Annotated in this window: 17 protein-coding genes and 1 tRNA gene; 16 read left to right on the forward strand and 2 right to left on the reverse strand. The window is 41.6% G+C overall.

Annotated features, from left to right (window positions below; genetic code table 11):
* Positions 1-5: 5 nt before the first annotated feature.
* The 12 genes from AC4HAO_RS08135 (at position 6) to AC4HAO_RS08190 (ending at position 12,543) form a co-directional block, all read left to right on the forward strand.
* Positions 6-245 (forward strand): hypothetical protein, encoded by a 240-nt coding sequence (locus tag AC4HAO_RS08135; protein ID WP_491093686.1) that lies wholly within the window; start codon positions 6-8, stop codon positions 243-245.
* Between the two features lie 361 nt (positions 246-606).
* Positions 607-1,389, forward strand: coding sequence for a CPBP family intramembrane glutamic endopeptidase (locus AC4HAO_RS08140; RefSeq protein ID WP_491135077.1), 783 nt, complete (start codon positions 607-609; stop codon positions 1,387-1,389).
* 195 nt (positions 1,390-1,584) lie between these two features.
* The gene (locus tag AC4HAO_RS08145; protein ID WP_447452831.1) at positions 1,585-2,322 is read left to right on the forward strand and encodes an ABC transporter ATP-binding protein; all 738 of its coding nucleotides are present in this window, start codon (positions 1,585-1,587) and stop codon (positions 2,320-2,322) included.
* A gap of 2 nt (positions 2,323-2,324) precedes the next feature.
* Positions 2,325-3,680 carry a hypothetical protein gene (locus tag AC4HAO_RS08150; RefSeq protein ID WP_491135078.1) on the forward strand — a complete coding sequence of 452 codons (1,356 nt, stop codon included), beginning with the start codon at positions 2,325-2,327 and terminating at the stop codon, positions 3,678-3,680.
* A 194-nt stretch (positions 3,681-3,874) separates the two neighbouring features.
* Complete coding sequence (locus AC4HAO_RS08155; RefSeq protein ID WP_491093682.1) at positions 3,875-5,770, forward strand: M13 family metallopeptidase; 1,896 nt, start codon at positions 3,875-3,877, stop codon at positions 5,768-5,770.
* Positions 5,771-6,253: 483 nt separating this feature from the next.
* On the forward strand, positions 6,254-6,394 hold the full coding sequence (locus tag AC4HAO_RS08160) for a hypothetical protein (RefSeq protein WP_491093681.1): 141 nt from the start codon (positions 6,254-6,256) through the stop codon (positions 6,392-6,394).
* A gap of 351 nt (positions 6,395-6,745) precedes the next feature.
* The gene (locus AC4HAO_RS08165) at positions 6,746-7,552 is read left to right on the forward strand and encodes a transporter substrate-binding domain-containing protein (protein WP_491093680.1); all 807 of its coding nucleotides are present in this window, start codon (positions 6,746-6,748) and stop codon (positions 7,550-7,552) included.
* Positions 7,553-7,577: 25 nt separating this feature from the next.
* Positions 7,578-8,228, forward strand: a complete 651-nt coding sequence (locus AC4HAO_RS08170; RefSeq protein ID WP_491093679.1) for an amino acid ABC transporter permease — start codon at positions 7,578-7,580, stop codon at positions 8,226-8,228.
* A 15-nt stretch (positions 8,229-8,243) separates the two neighbouring features.
* Positions 8,244-9,551 (forward strand): lanthionine synthetase LanC family protein, encoded by a 1,308-nt coding sequence (locus tag AC4HAO_RS08175; protein WP_491093678.1) that lies wholly within the window; start codon positions 8,244-8,246, stop codon positions 9,549-9,551.
* Positions 9,552-10,604, forward strand: coding sequence for an iron-containing alcohol dehydrogenase family protein (locus tag AC4HAO_RS08180; RefSeq protein ID WP_491135080.1), 1,053 nt, complete (start codon positions 9,552-9,554; stop codon positions 10,602-10,604). It abuts the gene before it with no gap.
* Positions 10,605-11,801, forward strand: coding sequence for an aminotransferase class I/II-fold pyridoxal phosphate-dependent enzyme (locus AC4HAO_RS08185; RefSeq protein ID WP_491135081.1), 1,197 nt, complete (start codon positions 10,605-10,607; stop codon positions 11,799-11,801).
* Positions 11,785-12,543: an amino acid ABC transporter ATP-binding protein gene (locus tag AC4HAO_RS08190; RefSeq protein WP_491135083.1), complete on the forward strand. Its 759-nt coding sequence runs from the start codon at positions 11,785-11,787 to the stop codon at positions 12,541-12,543. Before AC4HAO_RS08185 ends, AC4HAO_RS08190 begins: the two co-directional genes overlap by 17 nt.
* 306 nt (positions 12,544-12,849) lie before the next feature.
* Here AC4HAO_RS08190 and AC4HAO_RS08195 read toward each other — a convergent pair whose 3' ends face one another.
* Both AC4HAO_RS08195 and AC4HAO_RS08200 read right to left on the reverse strand, forming a co-directional pair.
* Positions 12,850-13,425, reverse strand: coding sequence for a hypothetical protein (locus AC4HAO_RS08195; RefSeq protein WP_447452842.1), 576 nt, complete (start codon positions 13,423-13,425; stop codon positions 12,850-12,852).
* Positions 13,426-13,654: 229 nt separating this feature from the next.
* A tRNA-Cys gene (locus tag AC4HAO_RS08200) sits at positions 13,655-13,725 on the reverse strand.
* A 206-nt stretch (positions 13,726-13,931) separates the two neighbouring features.
* Here AC4HAO_RS08200 and rpsB point away from each other — a divergent pair.
* The 4 genes from rpsB (at position 13,932) to AC4HAO_RS08220 (ending at position 18,331) form a co-directional block, all read left to right on the forward strand.
* Complete coding sequence (rpsB, locus tag AC4HAO_RS08205; RefSeq protein WP_447452843.1) at positions 13,932-14,708, forward strand: 30S ribosomal protein S2; 777 nt, start codon at positions 13,932-13,934, stop codon at positions 14,706-14,708.
* Positions 14,709-15,011: 303 nt separating this feature from the next.
* A complete protein-coding gene (gene tsf / locus AC4HAO_RS08210; protein ID WP_491135084.1) occupies positions 15,012-16,052 on the forward strand; it encodes a translation elongation factor Ts in 1,041 nt (346 codons plus the stop codon).
* A 662-nt stretch (positions 16,053-16,714) separates the two neighbouring features.
* On the forward strand, positions 16,715-16,981 hold the full coding sequence (locus AC4HAO_RS08215; protein WP_447452845.1) for an ACT domain-containing protein: 267 nt from the start codon (positions 16,715-16,717) through the stop codon (positions 16,979-16,981).
* 12 nt (positions 16,982-16,993) lie between these two features.
* On the forward strand, positions 16,994-18,331 hold the full coding sequence (locus AC4HAO_RS08220; protein ID WP_491135085.1) for a PFL family protein: 1,338 nt from the start codon (positions 16,994-16,996) through the stop codon (positions 18,329-18,331).
* Positions 18,332-18,374 lie beyond the last annotated feature (43 nt).

The following is an 18,374-nucleotide window of genomic DNA, read 5'->3' on the forward strand; positions in this document are numbered from 1 at the left end:
ATTCAATGAAAGGACTAAAATCAAAAATAGTATTACTATCGGGGATTATCTTCAGTATTATAGCGTCCCTAAGCGTTACCATGTATATCGTTTTTAAGGGGGCATTGACCCTTGTAGATCATCTATGGATCTGGCCGGTTTTAGTGCTTGCCCTGATTGCAAGTGGCAGTGCCATTGCCAACCTGATTATACAGACAAAAAGTCAGGATGAAAAATCGCATCTTGTAAAATCAAAGGATAAGTAGGGGCTACCAATCAGCAGTGGTTCATTTGGGCTGGGCAAAAACTTGTCCAGTCTTCCTGTTTTGGAATAAACTCTTGGCGCAGGGATAAGACTTCTTGGCTACTCCTAGCCCACTGCGCCAATCTGGTAGATCTAGCATAGCGCTAACGAGTCTGGACTTTTGTCTTAGGCTCTTTTTGTCTGTCCACTGGAGTATACATTTAAATAGATAAATATTTTATATATTTGTCTTGACATCTCTGAAGGACAGCAGTATATTTTATATATAAAAAAATTATATATAAATGAATTGATGGTAAATCTGAGAACGACGTGACCTAATTGTATTAATACTTATTTGCTTAGTGCTAGGAGGTAGTCTTATGAAACATCGAGTTAAAACCTACTTAGTGTGGACCTTTATCTGGACCTGGGGATTTTGGGGACTGGCTATTGTACTCAAGAAATTAGATTATGATGCTGGGTACATGCTTATGCCCCTGATGACATTAGCGAGTTTTGGACCATTTTTAGGAGCCAAAGCTGCTCTTAATCTAACATGGAGGAACCTTCCGCATTTTCTATTTTCAGGCACTAAAAAGTCGTGGAAGCTGCTGGTCCTTTTCATCGGACTCTTAATACTGGCCTCTTTTCTGCTATCAGGCGGTGACCCTGTAGGCCAGGCTCCCTCATGGCTATTACCGATTGATTGGGTGATCAATATCGTTATTATCACCCTGATTGGCGGAGGCAATGAAGAGCCGGGGTGGCGTGGCTTCTTGCAGCCGGAGCTGGAAAAGGTCACAAATGTTCCCTTAGCAACATTCTTGGTAGCTGTGATTTGGACGATTTGGCATCTGCCCTTGTGGTGGTTGGATAGAGGTCAAAATTCCTTCTTAGTATTTTTTATCAGTGTGCTCTTTATGGCATTATGGCTGGCATCCTTACGTCGGGCGGGAGCATCTGTCCTCATCTGTGCCTTATTTCATGCTGCCGTTAATCGTATTCCTATTACTTTCAATGGTGTCTATGGGCTTTTGTCTGTAGGCGATACACATCAAATTTCAGTACCTTATTTGATTTTGGGACTATCCCTCCTGACAGCTTACAGTTGCATCCTAATTCTAAGAGGAAGCAGAAACAAGTCAGAAAATCAAAGGCCCTAGCTTTAAGATCTTTTTGTACCCCAACCAAGTTGATAGTCTCTCTTTTGAACCGTTCAGGGTGAAATAACGACCGTTCACGACATAGACAAATAGAAGCAAAGCGGATTTGTTATAATTTGTCTATCAGAATGATAAAGGGACTATGGGAAAAATCATGAGACCATTAAATAAAGATATAATTAGGAGGTATCATATATGAACAAAATTGCTATAGAAATAAGACAATTATCGAAGGACTTTCAAATTGCTAAAAATAAAAAAATTGAGGTCCTCAAAGATATTTCTTTCACGACTCGCTATGGGGAGTTTATCTCTATATTGGGAATCAGTGGATCAGGGAAGTCCACCTTACTCAACTGTATTTCCAGCCTATCAGAGCCAAGTCAGGGAGAGGTTAAGATCAATCATCGCAATCCTTATCAATTGAGTAATGGCAGGCTCTCAAAACTGCGTAGAGAAGAAATTGGTTTTATTTTTCAGTCCTACAATCTAGTCCCCGCTTTACCAGTGATAGAGAATATTGCCCTGCCACTTAGATTATCGCACAAGAAAGTTGATAAAGATACCATCAAAGCATTATTGGATCACATGAATTTCCAAGCTGACCTAATGGCGCCTGTATCGACCCTATCAGGCGGTGAGAAGCAGCGGGTAGCCATTGCTCGAACCCTGCTTTCTGATAGTCAAATCGTTTTTGCGGATGAGCCCACAGGTGCTCTAGATAGTTCCTCACGTACCATCATTTTTGACATGCTGCGGGAACTAGCTAATCAGGGGAGATGTGTCATCATGGTCACCCACGATATAGAGCTAGCTAGTCAGACAGATAGAGCACTGATTTTAAGAGATGGCAGGTTAGATCAGGAATTGCTAAAACCTTCTGCAGAACTGCTTTATCAGGCCCTTGAGGTAAAAGATAGCGAGGCATCTTGATTATGTTAAAACTTATCTATTATCAATTCAGTTACTCTAAGAAACAATGGCTGAGTATCTTACCCTTATTCTTTGCTTCTAGCTTATTGGTTGGTATCTGTTTAGTAATTGCTTTTAATGTACGAGAGCACCATCAAGTATTTAACAAAGTGGGTACGCCGGCGCCCATATTTGTTGGCCCAATAATCTTTGGTGGTGTGACGTTATTATTTTTAATCTCTGGTTTAATTAAATTGTTACTCCATTTTTTTAAAGAGGATTATCGCTTATGGGTAGTTAATGGAGCCAGTCGCAACCAATTATCTTTTCTGATTAGTGGTCAGTTGACCCTCTTAGCTAGTTTAACCAGTGCTATAGGCGGCAGTTGCGCCATTTTCTGTGCACGCTGGTACTATAGCTATGTGCAAACCTTAGTTGGTAAAGAAATGTTACCGACTATTCCCATTGCCTTTAACGGTTTATCTTTTCTACTAACTGTTATCATCTTAGCTACGGTTGCCTTTCTTGGTGGCTTTATCCATTCCTATAGGATATTAAATAAAAATGCCTTGCTTGGGGATAGTTTTGACTCAAGTAAAGGCAAAGTTCCTAAAATCGCGAGACTCAGCTGTCTTCTTATTAGCTTAGTCCTTTGGGTAACATTAGCCTGGCCATTCCTCTCTATCACTAGTAAAACTAGATTGAGCGAGAGGCTGCTGATGCAAATAGACAGTTCGATTCTTCTTATTTTAGCCTTACATATCATTATTTTAAACTTGATGTCACCCTATATTCAGGTGAGATTGACCAAGTGGCTATTAGGCTGGTCATCCTCTTACAACGTTGTTCTGGCTAAGTGGACCATCTTGCAGGATAGGGACTATTTAAAATCTTTAACGTCCTCAATTGCTATCATGGCCAGCCTCATTTCACAGTTTATGATTCTTTCAGATGTCGCTTACTCGAACTTCTCAAGTGAGGCGGGTAAGGCTGAAACAATGGCGGTCCTATTATTTTTTGTAGCAGGTCCCCTCATTGTCGCCTTAGCTAACATCCTATCTATAACCATTCTCTCCTCTCTCAATGAATATCAGATGGTCAAACAATGGGCGACTCTGGGTATCTCCCATAAGCAGGCTATGCTTATTCGTTTCACCCAATCTCTGGCTTATGGTGGTGTGACACTGGTGACGACCCTGATCTTTAATATGGTCTTCTTTTACCTCATGCGAAAAGAAGCCCTGTTATTAAACTATGAGGAGATTAAGTACAGCAATATTTACCTATACGCTGTCGCCATTACGGTGATGATGTTTGTCTTTGTATTTGTCACAAAAACTATCGCAGACTTAAGAAATCAAGGGAAGACTGTGAAGTAAGTTCAATAATATAATTGTGGGGAACTACTATAATCTCTGATTATGATGCTTTGAAAAAAATCAAGAAAGAGACCGCTAACGATAATCTTCCGCTCAAAAGTTCCACATTATGTAGATAGACATCCCTCAAAAGTCCTCATTTTGGGACTTTTTTGTTACAATAGAGCCACTGATATTTGAAAGAGGAGATTTTTATGGTACGTTTACAAGATGATTTTTTTGATGCGGTTAATGGTGAGTGGGAAAAGACTGCCGTTATACCTGATGATAAGCCTCGTACGGGTGGCTTTTCGGATCTTTCTGACGCTATTGAGGAGCTGATGCTGAATACAACGGATAAATGGCTAGCAGGCCAGAACTTACCTCAGGACAGCGTCCTAGAGAACTTTGTCAAGTTCCACCGTCTGGTGGCTGACTATGATAAACGTGAAAAGCTGGGCGTAACGCCTGTGCTGCCCCTGATTGAAGAGTATCAAGCTTATGCCTCTTTCTCAGACTTTGCTGCACAAATTGCTAAACTAGAAATGCAAGGTAAGCCTAACCTCTTGCCTTTTGGGGTCTCACCGGACTTTATGGATGCTAGAACCAATGTTCTCTGGGCAGAGGCACCATCCACCATCTTGCCGGATACGACTTATTACGCTCCAGATAATGATAAAGGGAGAGAGCTTCTGGCTCTCTGGCGCCAGTCCCAAGAGGAGCTTTTGTCTCAATTTGGTTTTTCTGACAGCCAAATCAAGGATATGCTGGATAAGATTATCGCTCTTGATGCGAAGTTAGCCCAATACGTTCTCTCTAACGAAGAGTCTTCTGAGTATGTCAAGCTCTACCATCCTTATGATTGGGCAGAGTTTATCAAGCTAGCTCCTGAGTTGCCTTTAGATGCTATTTTCAGGGATATTTTAGGACAGTTGCCAGACAAGGTCATTGTTCCTGAGGAGCGCTTCTGGACCGACTTTGCCAAGGACTATTATAGTGAGGCTAACTGGCCATATCTCAAAGCTGTTCTAGTTCAAAGCGCCGCCACAGCCTACACCTCCTATCTGACTGATGATATCCGTGTTATGGCCGGTGCTTATAATCGTGCTCTCTCTGGGACGCCTCAGCCCATGGACAAGAAGAAAGCAGCCTATTATCTGGCTCAAGGCCCTTACAATCAAGCTATTGGCCTTTGGTATGCTGGTCAAAAATTCTCCCCTCAAGCCAAGGCAGATGTTGAGGCTAAGGTAGCTACTATGATTGATGTCTACAAAGATCGCCTGTCTCAGAATAACTGGTTGCAGCAGGAGACAATTGATAAGGCGATTACCAAGTTAAATGCTATTACGCCGCATATTGGCTATCCAGAAAAACTCCCGGAAACTTATGCTAAAAAGGTTATTGATGAGGATTTGTCTCTGCTTGAAAATGCCCAGAAGCTAGCTGAGATTTCGATTGCCCACAGCTGGAGTAAGTGGAACCAGCCTGTTGATCGCAGTGAGTGGCACATGCCAGCCCATATGGTTAACGCTTACTATGATCCTCAGCAGAACCAAATTGTTTTCCCAGCAGCTATTTTGCAAGCACCTTTCTATTCGTTGGAGCAGAGCTCATCGGCCAATTACGGCGGTATCGGAGCAGTTATTGCTCATGAGATTTCTCACGCATTTGACACTAATGGCGCTTCTTTTGATGAGAATGGCAGCCTGAAAAATTGGTGGACCGACGAAGATTATGTAGCTTTTAAAAAGCGCACAGATAAGGTTGTAGAGCAGTTTAACGGTATCGATTTTGCCGGCGGTAAGGTCAATGGCAAATTGACAGTTTCAGAAAATGTGGCTGACCTAGGTGGTTTGGCAGCAGCTCTCGAGGCTGCAAAAAGAGATGCTGATTTCTCTGCTGAGGACTACTTTACTAATTTTGCAAGAATTTGGCGCATGAAGGCGCGTGAAGAGTATCTGCAGCTCTTGATTTCTATCGATGTCCATGCTCCTGGGAAACTTCGCACCAATGTTCAAATACCAAACTTCGATGAATTCTTTGAGACTTTTGATGTTAAAGAAGGCGATGATATGTGGCGGGCTCCGGAAGATCGTGTCGTAATTTGGTAAAAAATAGTTGGATCCTTTAAAATATTAAGGACACTTTAAGTAAGATTGAGTATACTATAGTCAATCCTAAATAAACTTTTCTTTTTCATAATCTCCGGGAAGTGCCTAACCGTTTGGTTAGGTTCTTTCTTTTTGTAAAGTTTAGTGGCTCCTTGTCAACTGTAGTGGGTGATGAAAAGCTATATTCTGGAGAGAGCTCGATTAGTTCTCTCCTTTTTGATGGTTAAGATAAGAAAAATCCCTTTCTTGAAGTTAAGAAAATGGCGATAGCCCAATCCTTGACGGTTATGGATAGGCGTGTATACACTGGATCAGGCCGCTTATATGATGATGCTATAAAAACATATATAAGTAAAAGTTATACTCCGCAGTAAGAAATATAGATTAGGCAGAGCTAGTAGGAAGTGGTATCATTAATAAAAACTCAGCTCTTAAGTCTTGCTACAGACTTTTAAGCCTAATTTTCAGAAAGGACGGCCGCTTATGTTGAAATGGTTCAAGTCACTCCTTATTTACGAAGAGTTAGAAAATGATGAATATGTCTATCGGCTTGCTGGCCTTGATTATCAAGGCTATCTATCTCAGGAAGCTGCGGTCTTACTGCGACCAGCTGATGCTTTATAAGAAATAATTTATCGGATTAAGTAGCGTTAAATATACTTTTAGGGGGATTGGTCATCTGTAGACAGCAGATAACCAATCCTTTTTATATGGATGTAGGTAGAATAACTTTGAATAGTTAAATTGATAAGTTGAGCCTATCGCCATGATAAAAAAATTCAAATCCGACTCTACCTTGGTGATTCAGTGGTATCTCAAGCCCGATCTTAAGGGGCTTGTTTCAGAGTGATAAGGAGAAACTATGGCTATATAGCTTTTATATATTATACAAGCTCTAATTTTGGGAGTATGATGATTAGCAACAAGCTCAAATGAGCAGACATTAAATCTTACGGCTATTAAGGAGGATGGTTTATGAAAAATATTAAAGCGATTGTTGGTCTGGTTATTGTTGTTGTTTTAGTTATTGCAGTAGTTTTGGGTCTTAAAAAGAATGAGCAAGCCTCATCAGGTGGATCTGCTGATGAAAAGGTTATCCGAGTTGGAACGACTGCACAAACTTATCCTAACTCTTACAAAGATGATGCAGGTAATTTGAAGGGTTTTGATGTTGAATTAACTGAGGCTGTTGCAAAAGATCTAGGCTATAAGGTTGAGTGGAAAATCATTGGAGATGTTCCAGGCCTGTTGTCGGCGATAGATTCTAAAAAAATTGATACCGTCGCAAACGGGATTACAATCCTGCCAGAGCGTGAAAAACTTTATGATTTTTCAAAACCAGTTGGCTATTATGCAGCGCAAATTGCCGTTAAGACAGACTCGCCTTATCACTCTGTAGCGGATCTAGAGGGAAAAACCGTCTCGGGGACGCTTGGTTCTAGCAATATTACTCTGTTAGAAGATTATAATTCTAAGGTAAACATCAAGACTTATGATGATCGCAGTGCTGTTTTTACAGACGCTGATAAGGGAACTGTTGATGGCGTGGTTAACCAAAGGCAATTTTTACAGCAAACGATTAAAGAACAAAAATTGGATCTACGTATTATTGATGAAGTCATTGGCTGGAATGTTTCTGCTTATCCATTCGCCAAAACGAAAGAAGGTCAGAACTTAAAATCAGACTTCAATAAAACCATTAAAAAATTACAAAAAGACGGCACAATCACTAAGTTATCCAAAAAATATTATGGGGAAGATGTGTCGAAAAAATCAGAGTAGTCACTAACTAAAGAGAGGTAACCGTATGGATTTGCGATATATGTTCGAGATTCTTCCCAGAATAGCAGCCTATCTGCCAGTTACGATTCTAATGGCCATAATATCCATGTTGCTGGCATTGATTCTAGGTGCAGGGCTGACCTATCTCTATCAAAATAAGTTGTTTCGCTGGTTGGTAGAGCTTTATTTGCTGGTATTCAGAGGCTTTCCTACTATTGTTATTCTATTTGTCATTTATTTTGGCCTACCCCAGCTGTTGGGAGTAGGGTCTAGGTGGTCTGCTAATTTAGTGGCAACTCTAGCCCTAGGCTTAAAGCAAGCGGCCTACAGCATTGAAGTTTTTCGCTCTAGTATCAATGCAGTTGATATAGGCCAGCTAGAAGCAGGTCTAGCCATTGGTTTATCTCCTTTTCAAACCTATAGACGTATCATCATTCCTCAGGCTGTGCGCACTATGATACCACCGCTGGGCAATAACTTTGTAAGTCTGTTAAAAGAGACCTCGCTAGCCTTTTCCATTGGTGTAACGGAAATCTTCGGTGAAGGAAAGATGATTGCTTCTCAAAATTTTCGATATTTCGAAATCTATTTTCTGGTAGGAGTTCTCTATGTCTTGATTATTTTTGTCTACAGTCTTTTCCAAGAGTATTTAGAGCAACGTTTTAGCCAATATTAATATTAAGGAGGGAATATGTCAGAATCTATCTATTTAACGACAGCTAAGCAGGTATCCAACTATTTAGAACGTTATAAAGTTGAGAAAGACGGTGGTATTTACTGGGACATTAGTAAGGCTTTTCAGGGGGAGTGGGAATACTACGATGAGATCTCTCTCTATGCCGGCAGTAGTGGCATTATCAAATACTATATTGACCTCTATCGTGCTACAGCAGATAAGGTCTACTTGGAAAAGGCTAAACAAGCTGGGCGTTATATCCTGAATCGCTTAGATAAAAGCGACCAACTCATCGGTCGGGCCTTCTCAAAGTTTGCGATGACGACTGGTCTAGGTGGAGTTGCCTTCATCCTTGATGAACTCTATGATTTAACAGGGGATAAGGCCTATCATGATGCTGTGGAAAAGATTATCAGAGAAATAGTCGTGACTGATGACGGACGAGGAGCATGGAGCGGACAGGTAGGAATTACTGCTGATGGGGGAACAGCTCTCTTGCTCTTACGTCTAGCTGACAAGTATCCTGTGAATGGGCTGCAAGAGCGCTTGGAGCGCTTTGGTAGTTTTATCCTAACGCAAAAGAAAGTAGATGATGACGGTCAAGTTTACTACCTGGGTATGGAGCAACGCTTTGTCAATGGTCCGCATGATAAGTTTAATTCTGGTTTTCCTTTGGGACCTTCAGGTGTAGCTTATGTCCTTTTGAAACTGTGGGAAAAAACAGGAAAAGAAGAATTTCTAGAAGGTATTCAAGGAATTACGGAGTTCTATCACCATCATTCGGTGGATGATGAAAAGATTTTCCTTCCTCGCTTATTGCCAGACGACAATCACATCTGCTATGTCGGATACTGTGCTGGACCGGCAGGAACAGCTCGTTATTTCTATGAAGGGTACCTTAGAACTGGTGAACAGCACTACTTAGATGATTTTGAAAATGCAATCGCTGGTCTAACCTTAGTCAAGGCACCTTATGAGCGTTCAGCCGGCTACTGGGAAGTTGATAACTATTGCTGTGGAACAGCAAGCATCCTACAATTGTTTATTGCTGCCTATATTGTAACTGGCAAGACTCGTTACCTTACATTAGCCAAGGAAACTGGTGACATTCTAGTGAAAAGGGCAGAGCGTCTAGGTGAGGGAGTTTATTGGAAACAAGCGCTTGAGCGAAAAAATCCTGACAAAATCACGGTTGCCCTCGGTTACTATGATGGTATTGCTGGTATTGCCTCCTCGCTTCTTCAGTTGGACAGCTTATTAAATGGTCATTTAGACGTTATCCGTTTTGTAGATGATCCATTTCCGAGCAGATGGGAGGCTTAAATGATTGAAAGAACGATTCGTCAAAGTCCAGCAGAATATATTAATCAAGTAGGAATTCTCAAAGAATTACCAGATATACTTAGCTTGCATGACTATCAGAATCCGGTTGTTTTGACGGATAAAATCGTTTGCGAAGTCATCAAACCTTATTTGCCTCAAGGATTTTTAAACCAGTATCCTATCGCATGGTTTGAGGGAAATGCTACGCAATCTGAGATTGATCGTTTAACAGGTGTGATTGAAGGCAGAGGAGTTATTCTAGCATTTGGCGGCGGGCAGCTTATGGATACGGCCAAGGTTGTTGCCGATAATTTAGAAATTGCCTTGATTAATATCCCAACGCTGCCTTCTAACTGTGCGGCTCTGACAACAAAAAGTATTCTTTACTCTGAAGGTGAGCATGAGATGGTTGGAGCCCATAGACAAAAGCAAGCTGTCAGTATCGTTTTGGTTGAGCCCGAATTATTAAAGTATGCACCCTATGAATACATCCTGTCAGGCATTGGTGACACGCTTGCAAAGTTTTATGAAATTCGCTTACGCTTGACGTCTGAAAAGACGTCTTTGATTTCTAGGGCCATAGGGAAATCTTACTTAGATATTTGTCGAGAGCAGATGCTGAAGGTAACAGATATTTCCGAATTGACGGGTGAAGCTCTCACGAATTTTTTAGATACCATATTCTTAGTAGCCGCTTCTGTCGATGGCATAGCCGATTTTGATGGCCGCAGCGTTTTGGCACATGCCTTTTACAATGCTTATGTCAAGTGGCAAAAAGGACCTAAAAAAACGCACGGTGAAGTTGTCGCACTCGGTAATCTCTTTCAACTTTATGTTGAAGGGAACCAAGATGAATTAGTGGCTGAGGTACTTTCTTACCATAAAAAAGTAGGCTTGCCTATACATCTTGAGGATGTTTACTGGGATATTGATGAAGTTAGCGATTTTGCTGATTATATCTGTAATCCAGAAGACAGCCGAGTACAGTCATTGTTTCCAGGTTTATCTAAAGAAAAAGTGCTGGGTGCTATACAACAATTAAGGGGGGAGTAGATGTTTGTTAAAGCAGCTGAGCGAATGTCAGGTCGAGGAGACCATTTTTTAGCTAATCAACAAGAAATAATTAAACGTCTGCGTGAAAAGGGGAAGGAAGTAATTGATCTCGGTCGTGGGAACCCTGATCAACCTACTCTTTCTCCGATCGTCGATCATTTCCAAGAAGATGCAAAATTACCGAGTAACTTTGGCTATCCGCCGTATGGAGGTAAGACAAGCTTTAAGGCAGCTATTCGTGACTTCTACAAAGAAGAGTACGGTGTCGAGCTTTTGCTAGATGAGATTACAGTTTTTTCTGGTTCTCTTGCTGCCCTAACAGCTTTGCCCATGGTTCTAGCTAATCCAGGCGACTCAGTCCTAGTACCTGATCCAGCGTTTTTCGGCTATGAAGCAGGTGTTAGGATGGCGGGGGCGCAGACCATTAAAATGGCCTTAACAGCTGAAAATAACTATCTGCCAGATTTAGATAGATTGGACAGGGAGATACTTGCTAAAACTAAGTTGATGTTTTTGAACTACCCCCATAATCCAACAGGTGCTGGCGCAACCCGAGAATTTTTTGACCAAGCTGTTGCTTTTGCTAAACATAACAATATTGCTGTGGTTCATGACTTTGCCTACGCTGATATTAGTTTTGATACCCCTTCCCCAAGTTTTTTGCAGTCCCTGGGGGCAAAATCAGTAGGTGTTGAAATTTATACCCTATCGAAAACTTTTAATATGGCGGGCTGGCGGATAGCCTTTGCAGTTGGTAACAAGGACATTATAAAGCTTTTGGAGCAGTACATACGCTCATCAGTAGGAGGTACTTTTGGAGCTGTCCAAGATGCGGCGAGTTACGCCCTGAAGCATACAAGAGAGGAAAGGGATGGCTTGAGAAGACTCTATAAAGAGCGCCGTCAGCTGGCGATGCGTTTATTGAAAAATTATGATATCTCGGTCTCACCTTCAAGTGGAACATTTTTTCTCTGGATTACTCTGCCTCAAGGTTGGGATGACCTAGCTTTTGCAAATGAGCTGTTAAAGGTGCATGGTCTAGCAGTTGTTGCAGGCTCAGCATTTGGAGCAGCAGGACGTGGTCATATCCGAATCAGTCTCGTATCTGATACAGCTGTTCTGAGACAGGGGATAGAAGAACTCGGGCGTTTTATGAACATGAAAATAGAGGAGGATAAGGATGCTGAAGGTTTCTAATCTCAAAAAATCATTTGCTGATAAAAAAGTTCTTGATGGTGTAGATTTAACAGTCAAGAAAGGGGATGTCGTTGCTATATTAGGACCATCTGGCTCAGGGAAGACAACCCTTCTTCGCAGCCTCAACTATCTGGAGCAGGCTGATAGTGGTCAAATAAATCTAGATGGCCATGTTTATGACTTAAGTCATTTGACACGAAAGGAGATCCTTGAAATTCGTAGGAAAACAGCGTTTGTTTTTCAAAACTATAATCTCTTTGCCAATAAAACAGCTCTAGAAAATATTACAGAAGGATTAGTTGTTGCAAGAAAAGTCCCTAAAGATGAGGCTATCAGAATTGCGGAAGAATCCTTAAAAAAAGTGGGACTCTTGGATCGCAAAGACTACTATCCTAGTCAACTGTCAGGGGGACAGCAACAGCGTATTGGCATTGCCAGAGCGATTGCGGTAAGACCCGATATTATCTTTTTTGATGAGCCAACATCAGCCTTGGATCCTGAGCTGATTGGTGATGTCTTAAAGGTTATGAAGACCTTAGCTGATGAAGGAGTTACTATGGTTGTGGTAACTCATGAGATGAGCTTTGCGCGCGATGTAGCTAATCATGTTATTTTCATGGCAGATGGTCATATCGTTGAGCAAGGCAGTCCTGAAGATATTTTTGTACATCCCAAACAAGAGCGTACCAAGCAGTTTTTGACAAGAATTATCCCAGAACTGAATGTAGATCCTGTGATATAAGTAAGTCTCGGAACTTTATTAGAACGTGATTGGACAAAGAGTCTTCTTCACTTTAAATAGAGTGGAGGAGACTCTTTTAACCCCCATTAGTCATCAAGCTTGTACAGGCAAATACCTTTCTTGTCTATGACCTAAACAGGAGTTCCCATGGGTAACGCCTGCCTTGGATGTTCGTCTCTAAGTATTAACTATAAGTCACCCACTACAGTTTATAAAGAGCCAAATAAAAAAGACCTGACTCCCGTGTCATACAGGAAAACAGGTCTTACAATAATGGTATAAGTCTCTGCTAAACTTATATAAGCATTAAGTCCCTTGGTTGACATCCTCGACAACATCCTGAACCATTTGGTTATAGGTGTCAATGCGCGGCAGATTATACTGACTCTGTACACTAGCAAGGTCGGTAGAATTAGACGGATCTACAGTCGTTCCGTCAGTTAGATTGACCTGATAGGACCCATCCTCATAAGTAGTAAGAGAAATCCCTGTATCCGTTGTCAGGAAATAGGTCTCATCAGTATAGGTTCGCGCTTCAGCACCTTCTGAAGATTTATAGTAGTAAGTATTATCAGCGTAGGTCGTTAAAGTTGAGCCATCATCATAGGCTGCTTTGAAGGTTTGATTTTCATTAACCGTTACTTTGGTTCCTTCTGGAATAGTATATTGGCCTGGGGAGGCCTTAACAATAGTTGTCTCTAATGGAACAGTGGTAACATCACTACTTGGAGTCGACGAAGCAGCAGTATCCTGACTGCTGGACTGGGTATTCGTTACTAGGGCTGTGGCGTCAGTTCTAGCCTTATCAAGATTAAGAAAAACAGCCAGAACAGTCGCTGCAGCAACTGTTAAAGTCAAATAGGTCAATTTTTTCATAATCATAAACATCTCCTTAGCTTGTATTATACTAGAAACACAAAAATAAGGCAAGATTTAATTAAAGAATCTCAGCCTTTTAAATAGTTTGTAACAATGATAAGAAAAGGAAATATCCCCTACTCTTTACCCACGCCAATAAATGTCTTTTGCAGTTCAAAACTGATGGCTAAAATAAAAAGCCTTGAAGAGGCTTTTCAACGGATTAAGTGCTATGAGTAGCGTTAACACTAGAAGGCGGTAGACGGATTTGAACCGACGATCAAGCTTTTGCAGAGCCGTGCCTTACCACTTGGCTATACCGCCTTATAACGCATTATATTTTATCTTAAATTCTTGTCCTAGTCAAGTCAAATTAGCTTGATTTATCCTATGAAATTTGCTATTATGGTAGGGTCGCCAGTTAGGTGATAATACTCATCCTGGATGAATCGTGAGTCTGTTGCTCTTAGAGTTGGCTTGCGAGCTGAAATCCAAGAGAGGAAAAAAACAATTTAAAGGAGAAACTACTCATGGCAGTAATTTCAATGAAACAACTTCTTGAGGCTGGTGTTCACTTCGGTCACCAAACTCGCCGCTGGAACCCTAAGATGGCTAAGTACATCTTTACAGAGCGTAACGGCATTCATGTTATCGACCTTCAGCAAACTGTAAAATTGGCTGATCAAGCTTATGATTTTATTCGTGATGCTGCAGCGAACGAAGCAGTGATCTTGTTTGTTGGTACTAAAAAGCAAGCAGCTGAAGCTATCGCTGAAGAAGCTACACGTGCTGGTCAATATTTCATCAACCACCGTTGGTTGGGTGGTACCTTGACAAACTGGGATACTATCCAAAAACGCATCGCACGCCTTAAAGAAATCAAACGTATGGAAGAAGAAGGAACTTTTGAAGTTCTTCCTAAGAAAGAAGTTGCCCTTCTTAACAAACAACGTGCCCGTCTTGAAAAATTCTTGGGTGGTATCGAAGATATGCCACGCATCCCAGATGTGATGTACGTTGTTGATCCACATAAAGAACAAATCGCTGTTAAAGAAGCTAAGAAACTTGGTATTCCAGTTGTGGCTATGGTTGATACCAACACAGATCCAGATGACATCGATGTTATTATCCCAGCCAATGATGATGCTATCCGCGCCGTCAAGTTGATCACTTCTAAGATGGCAGATGCTATCATCGAAGGAAACCAAGGTGAAGACAGCTCTGTTGAAGAAGAACTGGCAGCTAGCGAAAATGCTGCAGATTCAATGGAAGAAATCGTTGAAGTAGTTGAAGGCGACAACGAATAAACTTTAGGAAATGAAAAAGCCTTAAGGGCAGGGCTCAGCCCTCGCTCTTTTATATTAAGATATAAGCTCGTAAAGCGACTGAGAATTTAGGAAAGTACATGTTTTTGTGTGTTTGAGCACAAGGTGACTTATCTCAAATATTGGGCTTTCAAAACGTGCTTGATTTTAAGACACTAAACCGTCAGCGATACGATATAAATAGTGAGGGCAACGAGATGCATGGGCATTTAAGAAAGCTTCATCTTTTACACAGTGTCGTGGATGAGTTCAATTATTATTCATATATTATTTGGAGGATGAATCATGGCAGAAATTACTGCAAAGCTTGTTAAAGAATTGCGTGAAAAATCTGGTGCTGGCGTCATGGACGCTAAGAAAGCACTTGTAGAAACTGATGGCGATATCGAAAAGGCGGTCGAGTTGCTGCGCGAAAAAGGTATGGCTAAGGCTGCTAAAAAAGCAGACCGCGTTGCCGCTGAAGGCTTGACAGGTGTTTACGTTGCTGGTAATGTAGCTGCAGTTGTTGAAGTTAACGCTGAAACAGACTTTGTTGCGAAAAATGCTCAATTTGTTGACCTTGTTAATGAAACGGCTAAAGTGATTGCTGAAAGCAAACCAGTTAACAACGAAGAAGCTCTTGCACTGGTAATGCCTTCAGGTGACACACTTGAAGCTGCCTATGTAAACGCTACAGCAACTATCGGTGAAAAAATCTCATTCCGCCGTTTCCAAGTATTGGAAAAAGCAGATAATCAAGTCTTTGGCGCTTATCAACACAATGGTGGCCGCATCGGTGTTATCTCCGTAGTTGAAGGTGGCGATGAGGCTTTGGCTAAGCAAGTCTCTATGCATATTGCAGCCATGAGTCCTAAAGTGCTCTCTTACAAGGAATTGGATGAGCAATTCATCAAGGACGAATTGGCTCAGATGAACCACAAAATCGATCAAGATAACGAAAGCCGTGCTATGGTTAACAAGCCAGCTCTTCCGCACTTGAAATACGGCTCTAAGGGTCAATTGACAGATGATGTGCTTGCTCAAGCAGAAGCGGACATCAAAGCTGAATTGCAAGCTGAAGGCAAACCAGAAAAAATCTGGGATAAAATCATCCCAGGTAAAATGGACCGCTTCATGTTGGACAATACTAAAGTTGACCAGGAATACACATTACTTGCCCAAGTGTACATCATGGATGACAGCAAGACGGTTGAAGCCTATCTTGACTCAGTAAATGCCAAAGTTACCGAATTTGCGCGCTTTGAAGTTGGTGAAGGTATCGAAAAAGCTTCTAATGACTTTGAAAACGAAGTTGCTGCAACAATGGCTGCTGCCCTTAATAATTAAGGTATTAAGCCTTTTACGCTCAAAGCAAAATAGGGATGTAGAGGCAAACTTTGGGAAGCTTTCCCCCTTTTGCAAGTATTGCAGGCTGCTTTTATTCTAAGAATACTGGGTTCATAGAAGCAACTAAGATTTTAAGAAGGTAGCCTTGCGCACAAGGAGGCTTATCTAGATACCGAGTTTGGAGCGTATTCAATTTAGCACAGAGAGTGGGGCTCAATCAGTAAATCGTGGTAAAATCACGATTTTGATTTTCCTCGCTCTCTTATTTTATGGTTCAAACCTCTGCCACTTTCTTGTTTTTAGGTGGCAGGTCTTGGCAGTCTATCCCCACTGCCAAACTCCACTGGACTGTTTAAGGAGTCGTCTAAAAATAGGACTGCACCTCAAGATAAGGATCGCCAATCAGCAGTGGTTCATTGGGTGTTAAAGCACCTAATGAACTGTGCAGGAGTAAGACTTCTTGGCATAGCCAAGAAGTCTTACTCCCAACCACTGCGTCGATCTGGTAAATCTAGGATAATGCTAACGGGTCTGGACTTTTGTCCCAGACTCTTTTTTATTCCAAAAAGTTCGGGAATTAAGCCTTTAGCCCCGAATATTCGTAGAAAAAAGCTTATTTATATGATAAAATACTAACAATATTAAACGAAGAGGTGTTTAACATGAAAGCGATTATTACCGTTGTTGGGAAAGATACCCAAGGAATTGTGGCTGGCGTTTCAACTAAAATAGCTGATTTAGGTCTTAACATTGATGATATTACTCAAACTATTTTAGATGAGTATTTTACGATGATGGCCATAGTTTCTTCAGAAGAGAAGAAGGACTTTGCTATTTTGCGCTCTGAGTTGGAAGCGCTGGGAGAGAGGCTGCAGGTTAAGATTAATATTCAAAGCTCTGCTATTTTTGATGCCATGCACAATTTATAAGGGGGTAAGGAAATGGATATTAAGCAGGTCACAGAAACCATAGCCATGATTGAAGAGCAGAATTTTGATGTTCGTACCATTACCATGGGTATCTCTCTTCTTGATTGCATTGATTCAGATATCAGTAGAGCTGCTGAAAAAGTCTACCAAAAAATTGTTGATAAGGCGAGCAGGTTGGTTGAAGTTGGGGATGAAATTTCAGCTGAATTGGGGATTCCAATTGTCAACAAACGTATCTCTGTAACACCTATTTCCATCATTGGCGCAGCGACGGATGCAGACAGTTATGTTCCTTTAGCTAAGGCGCTGGATCGCGCAGCTAAAAATATTGGTATTAATTTTATCGGCGGTTTTTCAGCATTGGTGCAAAAGGGCTATCAAAAGGGAGATGAAATTCTCATCAATTCTATTCCCCAAGCTTTGGCTGAGACTGACTTTGTCTGTTCATCTGTCAATATCGGATCAACCAAGTCTGGTATCAATATGACTGCAGTACGTGATATGGGGCGCATTATCAGGGAGACTTCGGCAGCTTCTGAGATGGGTCCTGCTAAGCTGGTTGTTTTTGCGAATGCTGTTGAGGACAATCCTTTCATGGCAGGTGCTTTTCACGGCGTAGGAGAAGCCGATGTTGTCATTAATGTTGGTGTCTCAGGACCAGGGGTGGTTAAGCGTGCTTTGGAAAAAGTTCGCGGTCAAAGCTTTGACGTTGTCGCTGAAACGGTTAAAAAAACAGCTTTCAAAATTACTCGAATTGGCCAATTAGTAGGTAGTTTGGCGTCGGAGCGCTTGGGTGTTAAGTTTGGTATTGTTGATCTGTCGCTTGCTCCGACTCCGGCAGTCGGCGATTCAGTTGCTCGAGTTCTTGAAGAAATGGGGCTGGAGACAGTCGGCACTCATGGTACAACGGCAGCGCTGGCTCTGCTTAATGACCAAGTCAAAAAGGGCGGTGTTATGGCCTGCAACCAAGTTGGCGGTCTATCCGGTGCCTTTATCCCTGTGTCGGAGGATGAAGGGATGATTGCAGCAGTGCAAAGCGGTTCTCTGAATCTGGAAAAATTAGAAGCAATGACAGCGATTTGTTCGGTTGGTTTAGACATGATTGCTATTCCCGAGGAGACCCCAGCAGAGACTATTGCGGCCATGATTGCTGATGAGGCAGCTATCGGCGTGATCAATCAGAAGACAACAGCGGTGCGCATTATTCCTAAAGGAAAAGAAGGCGATATGATCGAATTCGGCGGTCTGTTGGGTGCAGCCCCAGTTATGTCTGTCAACAAGAAATCATCTGCAGATTTTATTGCGAGAGGTGGTCAGATTCCTGCCCCTATTCATAGTTTTAAAAATTAATTATTGGACACCTATTTTTTGATAGGTGTTTTAATTGGCTTAA

The sequence above is a fragment of the Streptococcus sp. ELY_137 genome (assembly GCF_058314515.1).